Origin of the sequence: Streptomyces sp. SID12501, from assembly GCF_010550245.1 — a bacterium.
In the GTDB taxonomy this organism is placed as follows: Bacteria; Actinomycetota; Actinomycetes; order Streptomycetales; family Streptomycetaceae; genus Streptomyces.
The window spans coordinates 62669-77773 of sequence record NZ_JAAGLU010000040.1; the positions used below are offsets into that span (position 1 = coordinate 62669).

At 69.6% G+C, this 15105-nt stretch carries 13 protein-coding genes; 5 read left to right on the forward strand and 8 right to left on the reverse strand.

The window, feature by feature from the left end; genetic code table 11:
- Nucleotide 1 precedes the first annotated feature (1 nt).
- Both G3I71_RS36735 and G3I71_RS36740 read right to left on the reverse strand, forming a co-directional pair.
- Nucleotides 2-1051, reverse strand: a complete 1050-nt coding sequence (locus G3I71_RS36735) for a LacI family DNA-binding transcriptional regulator (protein ID WP_164321767.1) — start codon at nt 1049-1051, stop codon at nt 2-4.
- Nucleotides 1048-3492 (reverse strand): glycoside hydrolase family 2 protein, encoded by a 2445-nt coding sequence (locus G3I71_RS36740; RefSeq protein WP_164321768.1) that lies wholly within the window; start codon nt 3490-3492, stop codon nt 1048-1050. The genes G3I71_RS36735 and G3I71_RS36740 overlap by 4 nt, the downstream gene beginning before the upstream one ends.
- Nucleotides 3493-3650: 158 nt before the next feature.
- On the opposite strand from G3I71_RS36740, the gene G3I71_RS36745 reads away from it, so the two are divergent.
- The 3 genes from G3I71_RS36745 to G3I71_RS36755 all read left to right on the forward strand — a co-directional run bounded on the left by G3I71_RS36745 (nt 3651) and on the right by G3I71_RS36755 (nt 6765).
- On the forward strand, nt 3651-4964 hold the full coding sequence (locus G3I71_RS36745) for an ABC transporter substrate-binding protein (RefSeq protein ID WP_164321769.1): 1314 nt from the start codon (nt 3651-3653) through the stop codon (nt 4962-4964).
- A gap of 113 nt (nt 4965-5077) precedes the next feature.
- Nucleotides 5078-5938 carry a carbohydrate ABC transporter permease gene (locus tag G3I71_RS36750; RefSeq protein WP_239149565.1) on the forward strand — a complete coding sequence of 287 codons (861 nt, stop codon included), beginning with the start codon at nt 5078-5080 and terminating at the stop codon, nt 5936-5938.
- A complete protein-coding gene (locus G3I71_RS36755; protein WP_164321770.1) occupies nt 5935-6765 on the forward strand; it encodes a carbohydrate ABC transporter permease in 831 nt (276 codons plus the stop codon). Before G3I71_RS36750 ends, G3I71_RS36755 begins: the two co-directional genes overlap by 4 nt.
- A gap of 13 nt (nt 6766-6778) precedes the next feature.
- Here the strand turns inward: G3I71_RS36755 and G3I71_RS36760 are convergent, their stop codons facing one another.
- The 3 genes from G3I71_RS36760 to G3I71_RS36770 form a co-directional block, all read right to left on the reverse strand.
- Nucleotides 6779-8068: a ribonuclease D gene (locus G3I71_RS36760; RefSeq protein ID WP_164321771.1), complete on the reverse strand. Its 1290-nt coding sequence runs from the start codon at nt 8066-8068 to the stop codon at nt 6779-6781.
- A 228-nt stretch (nt 8069-8296) separates the two neighbouring features.
- Nucleotides 8297-8956 (reverse strand): response regulator transcription factor, encoded by a 660-nt coding sequence (locus G3I71_RS36765; protein WP_164321772.1) that lies wholly within the window; start codon nt 8954-8956, stop codon nt 8297-8299.
- A 354-nt stretch (nt 8957-9310) separates the two neighbouring features.
- Nucleotides 9311-9937 (reverse strand): DUF3000 domain-containing protein, encoded by a 627-nt coding sequence (locus tag G3I71_RS36770; RefSeq protein WP_203732326.1) that lies wholly within the window; start codon nt 9935-9937, stop codon nt 9311-9313.
- 171 nt (nt 9938-10108) lie between these two features.
- On the opposite strand from G3I71_RS36770, the gene hemE reads away from it, so the two are divergent.
- Complete coding sequence (hemE, locus tag G3I71_RS36775) at nt 10109-11203, forward strand: uroporphyrinogen decarboxylase (protein ID WP_164321774.1); 1095 nt, start codon at nt 10109-10111, stop codon at nt 11201-11203.
- 25 nt (nt 11204-11228) lie between these two features.
- Here hemE and G3I71_RS36780 read toward each other — a convergent pair whose 3' ends face one another.
- Nucleotides 11229-12047, reverse strand: coding sequence for a rhomboid family intramembrane serine protease (locus G3I71_RS36780; protein WP_164321775.1), 819 nt, complete (start codon nt 12045-12047; stop codon nt 11229-11231).
- Between the two features lie 123 nt (nt 12048-12170).
- Here G3I71_RS36780 and G3I71_RS36785 point away from each other — a divergent pair, with 123 nt between their 5' ends.
- Entirely contained in the window at nt 12171-12506 is a 336-nt protein-coding gene (locus G3I71_RS36785; protein ID WP_164321777.1) for a hypothetical protein, read from the forward strand.
- A gap of 116 nt (nt 12507-12622) precedes the next feature.
- Here G3I71_RS36785 and G3I71_RS36790 read toward each other — a convergent pair whose 3' ends face one another.
- The gene (locus G3I71_RS36790; RefSeq protein WP_164321779.1) at nt 12623-14050 is read right to left on the reverse strand and encodes an FAD-dependent oxidoreductase; all 1428 of its coding nucleotides are present in this window, start codon (nt 14048-14050) and stop codon (nt 12623-12625) included.
- A gap of 27 nt (nt 14051-14077) precedes the next feature.
- Nucleotides 14078-15070 carry a DUF4349 domain-containing protein gene (locus G3I71_RS36795; protein ID WP_164321781.1) on the reverse strand — a complete coding sequence of 331 codons (993 nt, stop codon included), beginning with the start codon at nt 15068-15070 and terminating at the stop codon, nt 14078-14080.
- Between the last annotated feature and the right edge of the window lie 35 nt (nt 15071-15105).

The following is a 15105-nucleotide window of genomic DNA, read 5'->3' on the forward strand; positions in this document are numbered from 1 at the left end:
ATCAGGAGTGCGGGAACCCCCTGGGCGGCGCGGTGGAACCCCGCGGAGTGAGCACGGGCGTAGCCACCGGATGCGACCCGCCGCCCCCTCCGGCGATCACCTCGAACAGTGTCCGGGCGACGTCCGCCCCGAACCCGTGCACATCGTGGCTCATCGCCGACAACGTGGGCCGGGTCAACCGGCACAGCTGCGAGTCGTCCCAGGCCAGCAGCGACACGTCGGCCGGCACGCTCAGCCCCATCTCGGCGGCCACGGACAGGCCCGCCACCGCCATGATGTCGTTGTCGTACAGGATCGCCGTGGGCCGGTCCGCCGGCGCGGCGGACAGCAGCGACCGGGTGGCCCGGGCCCCCGCGTCGCCGGAGTAGTCGGTCGAGACCTGCCACGCCCCGGCCAGGTCGAGCCCCCGCGCGGCCTCGTCGAAAGCCGCCGTACGGATGTTCGTGTGCCCGAGAGCCGCCGCACCCCCCACCCGGGCGATCCGCCGATGCCCGAGCGCCGCGAGATACCGAACCGCCTCCGTCACGGCCGTGGCGTCGTCGGTCCACACCGAGGTGAGGCCGCCGGTGAACGACGGATGCCCGACCGCGACCGCCGGCATCCCGAGCCGTTCGACGGCCGGTACCCGGGGATCGTCCGCCCGGAGGTCCACCAGGATCGCCCCGCCGATGAGCCGCCCCCTCCACCAGGACTCCTGGAGCCCGACCTCCTCCTCCAGGTTCCGTACGAGCCTGAGCAGCAGCGAGCACGCATGCTCGGTCAGGACGCTCTCCACGCCCGAGATGAAGTCCATGTAGAACGGTTCGAGCCCGAGCAGCCGGGCCGGCCGGCAGATCGCCAGCCCCACCACGTCCACCCGGGCCCCGGCCAGCGACCGCGCGGTGAGGTTCGGCTCCCAGCCCAGCTCACGGGCGGCGGTGAAGATCCGGTCCCGGGTCGCCTCGGCGAGCCCCGGCTTGTGGTTGAAGGCGAGGGACACGGCCCCCTTGGACACGCCGGCGCGTGCGGCGACGTCCTTGATGGTGACGCGGGGGGTCGGCAATGCCGTCATCTGGCGGGCTCCACGCAGTACAGGGCCGATCGGGCGGTCTCGGCATCCGGAGTCTCCCAGCCACGCACCCCGATGGTCACCCGTTCCCCGGGCAACAGGGTCACCAGCCCGCGATCGGCCCGCGCTCCCGGGTCCAGCCGGTCCGCCTGCAACAGCAGATCCCGTACGAGGGTACGAGCCGTCACCGTGACCGCCCCCGGAGTGACACTCACGTCGAACTCAGGCCGGGGGTAAGGGACTTCACGGTCCGGCACGGGAAAATAGAGCGCCCGCAGCCTCTCCCCGCTGGACCCGTCGGACCCGCCGCCCCCCTCCGCACCGGCGTCGACATCCGCGACCAGGAACTCCTTGGCCCCCACCGGCACGAGTTCCCCCGGCACCCGCACCTCGGCGACCGCCCGCCGCTCCGCCACGAACCCGACCCGCACCGACTCACCGACCATGCTTCCGTCCACGGACACCCGCCGCAGTTCAACCGTCCCCGCCCACTTCTCCGCCGCCTGGTTGACGACGGCCAACACCACTTCCTCCCCCCGGACTTGAAGGCTGAGCAGCCGGTCCGCGTACAGCCGTCGCAGCTCGTGGTAGAGCGGCTTCTCGCGCCCGTCCCCGTCGACCGCCGCCCAGGACGTCACCGGCCAGCAGTCGTTGAGCTGCCAGACGATCGTCCCCGCGCACACCGGCCAGTGCGCACGCCAGTGCTCGATCCCGGCGGCGACGGCACGGGCCTGGTTGACCTGGGTGAGGTAGTGCCACCGGTCGAAGTCCCCCTCCGGCAAGGGGAAATGCCGGGCGAGCCCGCGCTCCAGCTTGCCGTTCCCGTCGTCGGCCTTCTGGTGATGCAGCATGCCGGGAGAGTCCGAGGCGAGTGTCTCGTCGGGCAGCGCGCGCCGCATCGTGGCGTACGCCGCCGGTGCCTGCCACCCGAACTCGGCCACGAAACGCGGGACTTCGAGCCGGTAGTCGGCGTAGTCCTCCCGGTTCCACACCTCCCACGAGTGGTGCGTACCGTGCGCCGGATCATTCGGATGCCGCTGCCAGGACCCGGACCAGGGACTGCCCGCCGTGTAGGGCCGCGTGGGGTCCAACTCGGCCACGATGCGCGGCAGTACACCCAGGTAGTACCCCTCGCCCCACGACTCCCCGGCGAGCCGCCGCTCCCACTCCCAGTCCCTGAAGCCCCACAGGTTCTCGTTGTTCCCGTTCCACAGCACGAGCGAGGGATGCGGCATCAGCCGTACGACGTTCTCCCGGGCCTCCGCCTCGACCTCGCCGCGCAGCGGCTGCTCCTCGGGATAGGCGGCGCACGCGAAGGGGAAGTCCTGCCAGACCAGCAGCCCCAACTCGTCGCAGACGTCGTAGAAGTCCTCGCTCTCGTAGATCCCGCCGCCCCACACACGGACCAGGTCCACACCGGCGCCTGCCGCCTGTGCGAGCCGTTCCCGGTACCGCTCCGGGGTGATCCGGGACGGGAACACGTCGTCCGGGATCCAGTTGACGCCCCGCGCGAACAGCCGCTCCCCGTTGACGACCAGGGTGAACCCGGTCCCGTGCGCGTCGGAGGACGTGTCGAGCCGGACGGTCCGGAACCCGACCCGCCGCTGCCAGCCGTCCAGCGGGACATCGCCATGGAGGAGCGTCAACTCAACTTCGTAGAGCGCTTGTTGCCCGTAACCCCGAGGCCACCACAGCTCCACGTCGGGCACTTCCAGCCGTACGACTCCGCTGGTCCCGTCGACCTCGCCGCGCGCCAGTACCTCACCGCCACCGGAAAGTCCGCCACCGCTCACCCGGGCCTCCAGCGTCAGCCCGGCCCCGACTCTGGTGCGCTCTACGTCGACCGCCAACTTCACGTGCCCCAGGCCGTGTTCGTCGACCGTCACCTCGGGGCGCACCCGGGCGATCCGGGCCGTCGACCAGTACTCCAGGCGTACCGGCCGCCAGATCCCGGCGGTGACGAGGGTCGGCCCCCAGTCCCAGCCGAAGGAGCAGGCCATCTTCCGGATGTACTGGTAGGGCTCGGCATAGGCACCGGGCCGCTCACCCAGCCGCTCCCGCACGGCCTCGGCCTCGGCGTAGGCAGACGCGAACAGCACGGACAGCCGCCCGCTCGTACCAGTCACGTCGAAGCGGTAGGAGCGGTGCATGTTCCTTACCCGGCCCAGGAGTTGACCGTCGAGCCGGATCTCGGCTGCGGTGTCGAGCCCGTCGAAGACGAGATCGGTCCGCTCATGCGCAGAGGGGGCCGCGAGCTGTGTCTCGTACATCCACTCGCGGCGCCCCACCCACGCGACCTCCGCCTCGTTCCGGCCGATGAAGGGGTCCGGGATCACTCCGGCCGCCAGCAGGTCGGTGTGCACACACCCGGGGACGCCGGCCGGCAGTTCGCCCGCCTCGTACCGCACGGTCCAGCCCTCGGTGAGTGGTGTGGCCTCCAGCATGCGCACTCCTAAACCGTTCCATTCCCGCGGGGGTCAGGCGCGGAAAATATGGTGGCACCCTTGGCGGAATAGGGACTGTACCGGTTCAGTAAGTGGTGTCAGAGTGCCGAATCAGCCATCCCAGTAGTGCTCGTCCGTCCCGAACGGAGCTGACGCACATGAACCGCCGCATGATTCCCGCACTCCTCACCGCCGGCCTGTTGCTCTCCGCGTGCACCGGAACCGGAGGAACGTCAAAGGGCGCCGACGCCAAAGCGCCTGACGATCCGTCAAGAGTGACCGGCACCATCAAGGTCCTGACCGTGCGGACCGATCTCCTGCAGGACGGAACGTTGAAGAAGTACGCCGACGACTTCCGGAAGACGTACCCGAAGGTGAAGGTCGAGTTCGAGGGCCTCACCAACTACGAGGCCGAAGTCAAGATCCGGATGAACACGGAGAACTACGGCGATGTCCTGCTGATCCCCGCCGTGATCAAGAAGAGCGACTACCCGAAGTTCTTCGCCTCGCTCGGCACCCGGGCGGAGCGCGCCAAGAAGTACCGCTTCACCGACTTCACCACCGTCGGCGGCAAGGTCTACGGCCAGAGTCCGGTAGGAGTGGCTCCCGGGTTCCTCTACAACAAGAGGATCTGGCAGGAGGCCGGGATCACCGACTGGCCCACCACCCCCGCCGAGTTCATCACCGCCCTGAAGGCGATCAAGTCGAAGACGGACGCGGACCCGTACTACACCAACTTCGCCGCCCAGTGGCCGCTCACGTCATGGACGTCCGTCAACGGCTCGGTCGGCTGCGACACCGGGGCGACGACGAAGCTGGTCGAGAGCGACCCATGGGCCAAGGGTGCGGACCTGCGCGTCGGCGACACCCTGCTGTACGACATCGTGCACGACGGGCTCGCCGAGAAGGACCCGACGACCACCAACTGGGAGGCGTCCAAGCCCCGGATGGCGAAGGGCGAGATCGCCACGCAGTGGCTCGGCACCTGGGCGATCGTCCAGTTCCAGGACGCCGCGAAGAAGGCCGGCGTCGACCCCGCCGACATCGGCTTCATGCCCTTCCCGGCCCAGGTCGGCGGAGAGTTCTGCGCCGTTGTCGGCCCCGACTACAACCAGGCCGTCAACGTCCACAGCAAGCACAAGGAGGCGGCCCGGGCCTGGATCGACTGGTTCACCGACAAGTCCGGTTACGCGGACGACAACCTGGCCATCTCCCCGCTGAAGGACGCTCCGCTGCCCGAGGTGCTTCAGCCGTACGAAGAGGCGGGGGTGAAGTTCATCGAGGTCGACGACACCGCGGGCGCGCAGCTCAAGCTCATCGACACCGAGTCGGAGGTCGGTCTCTACGCCCCGGACTACCGCCAGGATCTCGTCGACCTGGCCCGCGGCGCCCGCAAGGGCAGCCTCGACGACTTCCTCGGGGACCTCGGCAAGCGCTGGACCGACGCCCAGCAGTCCGTGGGGACGCAGTGACGGACACGACCGAGGCCGGCCTGACGGGGCGAAGGGCGGCGCGACGGAAGGAACCGCCGCCCCCGCCCGCCACCGGCACCCCGGGCCCGCCGTCACCCCCGCGCAGGGCACGCCTGTGGCGGGGGGTGACCCCCTGGCTGTTCCTGATCGCCCCGCTCGCGCTGCTCCTGACCTTCACCTACGCGCCGATCGTCAACATGGTCGCGTACAGCTTCACCGACTGGGACGGCGTCAGCCCCGAACTGCACTACACGGGCGCCGAGAACTACACCGAACTCCTCACCCGCCCCGAGCTGTTCGAGGTCTTCTTCGTCAGCGGCTACTACCTCGCCGCCTCCGCGCTCCAGATCGTCGCCGCGCTCTACTTCGCGACGATCCTCAGCTTCAACGTCCGTTTCCGGAACTTCTTCAAGGGCGTGCTGTTCTTCCCGTACCTGATCAACGGGGTAGCGATCGGCTTCGTGTTCCTCTACTTCTTCCAGGACGGCGGCACCCTCGACTCGGTGCTGGGCGTGTTCGGCGTCCACACCGGCCACGCCTGGCTGGGCACGCCGGCCTCGGCGAACATCTCGCTCGCCGGCGTCTCGGTCTGGCGCTACACGGGCCTGAACTTCGTGCTGTTCCTGGGCGCGATCCAGTCCATCCCGGGGGAGTTGTACGAGGCGGCGGAACTCGACGGGGCGAACCGCTGGCACCAGTTCCGGTACATCATCGCGCCGGGCATCAAACCGGTGCTGAGCCTGACCGTGATCCTTTCGATCTCGGGCTCGCTGTCGGTCTTCGAGATCCCGTACATCATGACCGGCGGGGCGACCGGCACCGAGACCTTCGTGATCCAGACGGTGAAGCTGGCGTTCCAGTTCAACAAGACGGGGCTCGCCTCGGCGGCGGCCGTCGTACTGCTGCTGATCGTGCTCGCCGCGACCTGGGTACAGCGGTGGCTCGTTCCGGACGACAGGGTGGATCTCGTATGACGCGCCGAGCGGTTGCCCGTACGTTCGTGTACCTGTCCCTGGTCCTCGCGGTCGTCGTCGTCCTGCTGCCGCTGGCCGTGATCGTGCTGACCTCGCTCAAGTCCGAGCAGGAGATGGCGGACGACAGCGGGGCGCTCTCGCTGCCGGGCGACCTCCTGAACTTCACCAACTACGTGACGGCGTTCCAGGACGGCGAGATGCTGGCCGCGTTCGCCAACACGGCCTTCATCCTGTTGTTCGCCGTCACGGGAACCGTCCTCATCGGCTCGATGACGGCGTACGCGATCGACCGCTTCACGTTCCGCTTCCGGAAACTGGTGATCGCCCTGTTCCTGGTGGCGACCCTGGTCCCCGGCGTCACCACGCAGGTGGCGACGTTCCAGATCGTCAACAGCTTCGGCATGTTCGACACCCTCTGGGCGCCCATCGTGCTCTACATGGGCACGGACATCGTGTCGATCTACATCTTCCTGCAGTTCGTCCGGTCGATCCCGATCTCCCTGGACGAGTCGGCACGCCTCGACGGAGCCAACGCCTTCACGATCTACCGGAAGATCATCTTCCCGCTGCTCAGGCCGGCGATCGCCACGGTGGTGATCGTGAAGGGGATCACCGTCTACAACGACTTCTACATCCCCTTCCTCTACATGCCGTCCGAAGATCTTGGCGTGATTTCGACGTCCCTTTTCCGCTTCAAGGGACCCTTCGCGGCCCACTGGGAGACCATCTCGGCCGGTGCGGTCCTGGTCATCCTGCCGACACTGATCGCTTTTCTGTCGTTGCAGAGGTTCATCTACAACGGCTTCATGAAGGGAGCGACCAGGTGATCCCGCACTGTGTCTATGGTGCCTCGGCGGAGAGTGCCTCGACCAGAACCGGTGTCACCTGCTCCACCTGCCAGGTCCTGGCCCCGTACCCCGCGAGGGCGATCGCCACGGCCCCTGCGTCCACAGGAGTGGGCGGCTCCCAGCAGACCCTTCTCACCGTGTCCGGGGTGATCAGATTCTCCTGAGGCATGTTCAGCTGCTCGGCCAGGGCGGAAACCCCGGCCCGCGCGGCGGACAACCGGGCCGCGGCCACCGGATCCTTGTCGGCCCAGGCGCGCGGCGGCGGAGGCCCGATCACGGGCTGCCCCGGCTGGGGCAGCTGCGCGTCGGTGAGTTCCTTCACGCTGTCCACCGCCGCCTGCCACTGCTCCAGCTGCCGCCGCCCCATCCGATGCCCGAAGCCGGTCAGCCCGGCCAGTGCGTGGACGTTGACCGGCAGGGCGAGCGCGGCCTCGACGATGGCCGCGTCCGACAGCACCTTGCCCGGAGACACGTCACGGCGCTGCGCGATCCCGTCCCGGGTCTCCCACAGCTCCCGTACGACGGCCAGCTGCCGGCGCCGACGCACCTTGTGCATTCCGGACGTACGCCGCCAGGGGTCCTTGCGGGGCTCAGGCGGCGGCGCCGAAGCGATGGCGTCGAACTCCTCGCGGGCCCACTCCAGCTTGCCCTGCCGGTCCAGCTCCTTCTCCAGCGCGTCCCGCAGGTCGACCAGGAGTTCGACGTCAAGTGCCGCGTACCGCAGCCAGGGCTCGGGCAGCGGCCGGGTCGACCAGTCGACCGCGGAGTGGCCCTTCTCGAGTACGAAGCCCAGGACACCCTCGACCATCGCGCCCAGGCCGACCCGGGGGAACCCGGCCAGCCGTCCGGCCAGTTCGGTGTCGAACAGGCGAGTGGGGACCATACCTATCTCGCGGAGACAGGGCAGGTCCTGGGTGGCGGCGTGCAGCACCCATTCCACGCCGCTGAGCGCCTCACCGAGGCCCGACAGGTCGGGGCAGGCGACGGGGTCGATGAGTGCGGTGCCGGCGCCCTCACGACGCAACTGCACCAGATAGGCGCGCTGTCCGTAGCGGTAACCGGACGCGCGTTCGGCGTCGACGGCGACCGGGCCGGTGCCCGCGGCGAACGCGGCGATGACCTCGGCGAGCGAGTTCTCGTCGGCGACGACGGGCGGAATCCCGTCACGGGGTTCGAGGAGCGGGATCGGCGCCTGAGCCTCAGAAGATCCGTTGTCGTCCGGAGGAGCGCCTCCGGTGGTTCGCAGTGAGCTGTCTGCTGCGGTCTCTTGGGCTTCGGTCACCTGTCAAGGGTATCTGTGTATGGACGGCGCCCGCCGACGGAACGTTCCGTCGGCGGGCGCCTTGGGGTCGTAAACCGGTCACGTGTCACACGTGTCAGTGAATTCTGTCGGTCATCTCGGTCAGGAGTGGGGGCGAAGCGGTCGTCAGTGGCCGGTCGCCGATGGTCGTTCGTCAGTGATCAGGATCAGTGATCAAGGCCGGTGATCAGGTCGGGATCAGGATCGGTGTCAGTGGATGATTCCGGTCCGCAGGGCCACCGCCACCATCCCGGCACGGTCACCCGTGCCCAGCTTGCGGGCGATACGGGCGAGGTGGCTCTTGACGGTCAGCGCGGACAGGCCCATGGAGACGCCGATCGCCTTGTTCGACTGGCCCTCGGCGACCAGTCGCAGGACCTCGACCTCGCGGCCGGACAGCTCGCGGTAGCCGCCCGGGTGGCTCGGGGCGCCCGGGGGACGGCGGTGCATACGGGCGCCGGCGCCGATGGGGGCGCCGCCCGGTCGGTTGGGAAGCCCGATGTTGTTGCGGGTGCCGGTGACGACGTAGCCCTTCACGCCGCCCGCGAGGGCGTTGCGCACGGCTCCGATGTCGTCGGCGGCGGACAGGGCCAGGCCGTTGGGCCAGCCCGCGGCACGGGTCTCGGACAGCAGGGTGAGCCCGCTGCCGTCGGGCAGGTGGACGTCGGCGACGCAGATGTCGCGGGGGTTGCCGATGCGGGGACGAGCCTCCGCGATGGACGAGGCCTCGATCACATCGCGCACACCGAGCGCCCACAGATGGCGGGTGACGGTGGAGCGGACGCGGGGGTCGGCCACGACCACCATGGCGGTCGGCTTGTTCGGGCGGTAGGCGACCAGGCTTGCGGGCTGCTCAAGAAGAACGGACACCAGGCCTCCTGGAGTGCGGAACGGATCCGGTCCTGGGGGTGAAACCGGATCGACCGTGCTTTCAAGGTCACAGAGGTCTTCGGCATCAAACCTGTGCTCCTTTAGAGAAAGATCACGATCTGGTGAGTAACAATCCGTGCAATTCGGACACGCGATCGATCATCCGAAGACCGAACGGTTTCGCTCTGCGTCGATACGCGGCCGAAAGTGGCCGTATCGACAAAGAGCTACTAAAGACGGCGTGCCGATACCGGGAGGGAGAGGGTGCATGGAGGGGGCGCAGAGGAACGGCCTTGCGGTCCCCGTACGGGGACCGCAAGGCCGTTCAGTGGGTCAGCGGGTGCTCAGGGTGGGTCAGCGGGACTGGGGCCCCCGACGCTGGGGCAGCGTCACCACCGACGCGTCCCCGGGGCCGGCCGGTGGCAGGCCCGCGATCTGGGCGAGCAGGTCGCACCAGGAGGCGAGGTGGGACGCGGTGTCCGGGGCACCGCCGAGGCCCTCACGGGGCGTCCAGGAGGCACGGATCTCGATCTGGGAGGCGGGCGGCCGCTCCGACATCCCGCCGAAGTAGTGCGAACTCGCGCGCGTGACCGTGCCGCTGGCCTCGCCGTACGACAGCCCGCGCGCCTGCAGCGCCCCGGTGAGCCATGACCAGCACACGTCGGGCAGCAGCGGGTCGGCGGCCATCTCCGGCTCCAGCTCGGCGCGCACCAGCGTCACCAGCCGGAAGGAGCCCTGCCAGGCGTCGTGCCCGGCCGGGTCGTGCAGCAGGACGAGCCGGCCGTCGGCCAGATCCTCCTCGCCGTCGACCACCGCCGCCTCCAGTGCGTACGCGTACGGAGCCAGGCGCTGGGGCGCCCGCGTCGGTTCGATCTCGATCTGCGGCCTCAGCCGCGCGGTCCGCAACGCGTCGACAGCGGCCCGGAAGGGCAACGGAGCCGTCTCCACCGCATCCCGGTCTCCCCCCTTCGCGTCGTCCATTCCACCAGCGCCGTCCGACAGTCGTCCTTGAGCCGCAGCCATGCGGGGAAGATTAAGGGGAACGGAGCCTCTGTGCGGGGAGGGACACCCGTGGGACGGGCCACAGTCCGGTGAGAGCCGTCGGCAGGGCTGTTCGCGGGACTGTCGGTGGGGCGTGCGAGACTTCTGGTCGTGAGCGCGAACCAGAGCCCCGCGGGCCAGCAGCCGACAGCGACGTCTGCCGCCGTCAAGAACGACGCCGTGCAGGATTCCGCCTTCCTGAAGGCGTGCAGACGCGAGCCGGTGCCGCACACGCCCGTGTGGTTCATGCGCCAGGCCGGGCGCTCCCTGCCCGAGTACCACAAGGTCCGCGCGGGCATCCCCATGCTGGAGTCCTGCACCCGGCCCGAGCTGGTCGCCGAGATCACCCTCCAGCCGGTGCGCCGGCACGAAGTGGACGCGGCGATCTACTTCAGCGACATCGTCGTCCCCCTCAAGGCCATCGGCATCGACCTCGACATCAAGCCCGGCGTCGGCCCGGTCGTCGAGAAGCCGATCCGTACCCGCGCGGACCTCGCCCAGCTCCGCGACCTCACCCCCGAGGACGTCCCGTACGTCACCGAGGCCATCGGCCTGCTCACCCGTGAGCTCGGCTCCACCCCGCTCATCGGCTTCGCCGGCGCGCCCTTCACCCTCGCGAGCTATCTCGTCGAGGGCGGCCCGTCGCGGACGTACGAGAACGCCAAGGCGATCATGTACGGCGACCCGCAGCTCTGGGCCGACCTCCTCGACCGCCTCGCCGCGATCACGGCGGCCTTCCTCAAGGTCCAGATCGAGGCGGGCGCCAGCGCCGTCCAGCTGTTCGACTCTTGGGCCGGCGCCCTCGCCCCGGCCGACTACCGCCGCTCGGTCCTCCCGGCCTCCCGGAAGGTCTTCAAGGCCGTCGAGGGGTACGGCGTGCCGCGAATCCACTTCGGCGTCGGCACCGGCGAGCTGCTCGCCCCCATGAGCGAGGCCGGTGTGGACGTCATGGGCGTCGACTATCGCGTCCCGCTCGACGAGGCCGCCCGTCGCATCGGCCCCGGAAAGGCGCTCCAGGGCAACCTCGACCCGACGGTCCTGTTCGCCTCCACGGAGGCCGTCGAGGCCAAGACCCGCGAGGTCCTCGACTCCGCGAAGGGCCTGGAGGGACACATCTTCAACCTCGGCCACGGCGTCATGCCGAACACGCCCCCGGACGCCCTGACCCGCCTCGTGGAGTACGTCCACACGAACACCGCCCGCTGATTCGCCGAGTCGGGGGTGGCGCCCGTCACCACGTATGCCGTGCCTGCCTGCCCCACAGCAGGCGGCCCGGCTCGGGCGGCGGCGGGGTGCCTGCCCTGAGCGGCCAGGCGAGCAGCATGCCCGCGAGGAAGCCGACGACATGGGCGGCGTACGCCACGGTGCCGGCCCCGGTGACGCCCTCGCCCGACGAGTACACCGCCTGCAGCACGAACCAGAAGCCCAGCACCATCCAGGCGGGCAGCCGCAGCGGCAGGAAGACCAGGAAGGGCACCAGGACCCAGACCCTGACCTTCGGGAACAGCACCAGATAGGCGCCCAGGACACCGGCGATCGCCCCTGAGGCGCCGATCAGGGGGTCGCCCGAGTCGGCGTTGACGAGCGCGAAGCCGTACGACGCCGCGTAGCCGCATGCGACGTAGAAGAGCGCGTACCGCACATGTCCGAGGCGGTCCTCGATGTTGTTTCCGAAGATCAGCAGGAACAGCATGTTGCCCAGCAGATGCAGCCAGCCGCCGTGCAGGAACATCGCCGTGAACACGGAGAGCGCGGGGGACTTGTCGTAGCCCGGAGGGCCGACCACACAGCCGGGGCCTCCGGCGCCGATCCCGACGTCGCCCGTCGGCACCAGGCGCGGCAGCTGATGGTGGATCAACTCCTGTGGTACGGCGGCATATTGGTCCAGGAAGGCCTGGAGATGGCACAACTGTGCCAGGCCGCTCTCGCCCGTCACCGAGCCCACTGTGCCGGGCATGGAGAGGAACACGAGGACGTTGGCGGCGATCAGCGCGTACGTGACCCAGGGGGTGCGGCTTGCGGGGTTCACGTCATGGACGGGGATGACCACAAGGAATTACTGCCCGCGATGCGTCTCGCGAATCGGTGAACGCGACTGTCCGTGTGTCCGTATCTGTCCTCAACGTCCGCGGCACGACGAAGGCGGTCGCGGGGACGACGTGAGGAACAGGCGATGAACGACCGAGTTACTCCTCCGATGCAGTCGGTGCAGGCTCTGCCGAACGGCGAGGCCGAAATCGCGCTGGTGGTCCACCTGCCATGGGAGGACGTGGCCCGGCTCGGCCAGGAGGCGGGACGGCTGGCCACGCAGATGCAGCGGCCGGTGTCGCTCGACGAGGCGGTGAGCCATCGGCTGCGGTCCAGTGGGCTCGGCGCCCACGCGAAGCCGGCACAGGCTCAGCAGCAGGCGCCGTCTGTTTCGGCGTCGGCGTCCGTGTCCGCGTTGCCGTCCCGGCCGCCGGCGGAGCAGGCTCGGCAGGCTATCGACCGGATCAACGGGACGGCGTAGCGCCGCAGGGGGTGCGGTTTGACACCGGGTGCGGGTCCGTTGTGGCTTGTCGCGCAGTTCCCCGCGCCCCTGGGTGGGTTCCTCGTGCGCCTGTTCGGAAGGCACCCTCTGCGTAGCTAGAAGGCACCCTTGCGGATCGCCGTGCTTGCCTTCCTGGCTGCTACCAATATCGGGTCCCAGACCGGGGAGAACGGTGGGGCGTAGCCCAGGTCCAGGGCTGTCATCTGTTCGACCGTCATGGATGCCGTGAGGGCCACCGCGGCGATGTCCACCCGCTTCGCCGCGCCCTCGCGGCCGACGATCTGGACGCCGAGGAGACGGCCCGTGCGGTGTTCGGCGAGCATTTTCACCGTCATCAGGGCTGCGCCTGGGAAGTAGCCCGCGCTGTTCGTCGACTCGATGGTGACCGATACGAACCGGAAGCCCGCCCGGCGCGCGTCCTTTTCCAGCAGGCCGGTGCGGGCGATCTCCAGGTCGCACACCTTGCTCACGGCGGTGCCGACCACGCCGGGGAAGGTGGCGTAGCCGCCGCCCGCGTTCGCGCCGATGACCTGGCCGTGCTTGTTGGCGTGCGTGCCGAGGGCGATGTGCCGTTCCTGGCCGGAGACGAGGTCCAGGACCTCGACACAGTCGCCGCCGGCCCAGATGTTCCCTTGCCCGCGCACCCGCATCGCCAGGTCGGTGAGAAGGCCGCCGTGGTCGCCCACGGGCAGTCCCGCCGCCTGTGCGAGCGTCGTCTCGGGGCGGACGCCGATGCCGAGCACGACCACGTCCGCCGGGTACTCGGCGTCCTCGGTGGCCACAGCGCGGACCCGGCCGTCGTCGCCGGTGAGCAGCTTGGTGACCTCGGCGTCGTTCACCATGGTGATGCCCAGGCCCTCCATCGCCTCGTGCACCAGGCTGCCCATGTCCGGGTCGAGCGTGGACATCGGTTCCCTGCTTCGGTTGACGACCGTCACCTCGTAGCCGCGCTTGATGAGCGCCTCGGCCATCTCCACGCCGATGTAGCCCGCGCCGACCACGACCGCGCGGCGGCCCCTGGTGGTGGCCAGGGAGTCCAGGAGTGCCTGGCCGTCGTCCAGGGTCTGTACGCCGTGTACCCCGGGGGCGTCGACACCCGGCAGTGAGGGGCGGATCGGACGGGCGCCCGTGGCGATCACCAGTTTGTCGTACGACGTCCATGACTCGGCGCCCGTTTCCAGGTCACGGGCGCGTACCCGGCCGCCCGGAACGTCGATCTCCACGACCTCGGTACGCATGCGCAGGTCGATGTCGCGGGCCCGGTGCTCCTCGGCCGAGCGGGCGATCAGCATGTCCCGGTCCGGGACGTCGCCGCTCACCCAGTAGGGGATGCCGCACGCCGAGTAGGAGGTGAAGTTGCCGCGTTCGAACGCCACGATCTCCAGTTCGCCGGGTTTCCTGAGCCGGCGTGCCTGCGACGCGGCGGACATGCCCGCCGCGTCGCCGCCGATCACCACCAGACGCTCGGTCCCACGCTTCGTGTCGCTCGTACGGCCATCGGCATCGCCATCACTCATGCTCATGCGAACACGCTACGGGGACCCTTCGTTTCAGTCCTGGTCCGGGCCGTTCGGCTGTGCCGGGGGAGCCGTCGGCAGGGAGGCCGCCGGTGCGGGGCCCGTGGCTGTCGCCGGTGCGGGGCGCAGTCGGCGGTTGCGGGTGAGGCGCAGCCACGCGAACACCAGCAGGGCCGCCACAGCCGCGAACGGCAGTACCGCGGCGAGGGCCACCACGATCCAGCGCAGCATCGACACGAACGCGCTCCAGCCGCCGGAGAGGGCGTCCAGGACGCCCGGGTCGTCGTTCTCGTCGGACTCCTTGGGCGGGGTCTCGGACAGGGAGAGGTTGATCGTGGCCAGGGAGGTGCGGTCCTTGAGGGAGGCCTGGCGGGCGAGCAGTGACTCCAGGTCGGCCTGACGGCGACTCAACTCGCCCTCCAGCGTGACCACGTCGGAGAGCTTGGTGGCCTTGTCCATCAGCTCGCGGATGCGGTTCACACTGGCGCGCTGCGTGGTGATGCGGCTCTCCACGTCGACGACCTGCTCGGTGACGTCCTTCGCCTCCGCCTCCCGGTGCAGGAGCTTGCCGGTGCCCTCCAGGGCCTTGAGGACCTGTTCGTACTCGGCGACGGGCACCCGCAGGACGACGTCGGTGTTCTCGCCGCCCTCCTCCTCGTCCAGGGTCGTCGTCTCGCTGCCGACGAAACCGCCCGCGTTCGCCGTGGCGGTGCGGACCTTGGCCAAGGCCTTCGACACGTCCTTGACCTGCACGGAGACGGACACGGTGCGGATGATGTGCGGGCCGACCGCCGTCTGGGGCGCCGCACTGGCCTGGGCGCCCGGCTTGCTGTAGGACCCGGCCTGGTCCTCCAGGGCGCCCGAGTCGGCCTTCTTCGCGGAGCCTCCCGAGTCGCTGGTCGTGCCGATGTCGTTGGCGCCGGCGCCGCAGCCGGTGAGCGCGAGGGCCGCGGCGAGGAGGATGCCCGCCAGGGCCTGAACAGGACGTACATGGTGTCGTGCATGGGTTGTGCGCAGGGTGTTCATCTTGCGGATCCCCCCGAGGGCTGTCGTCGGAACGT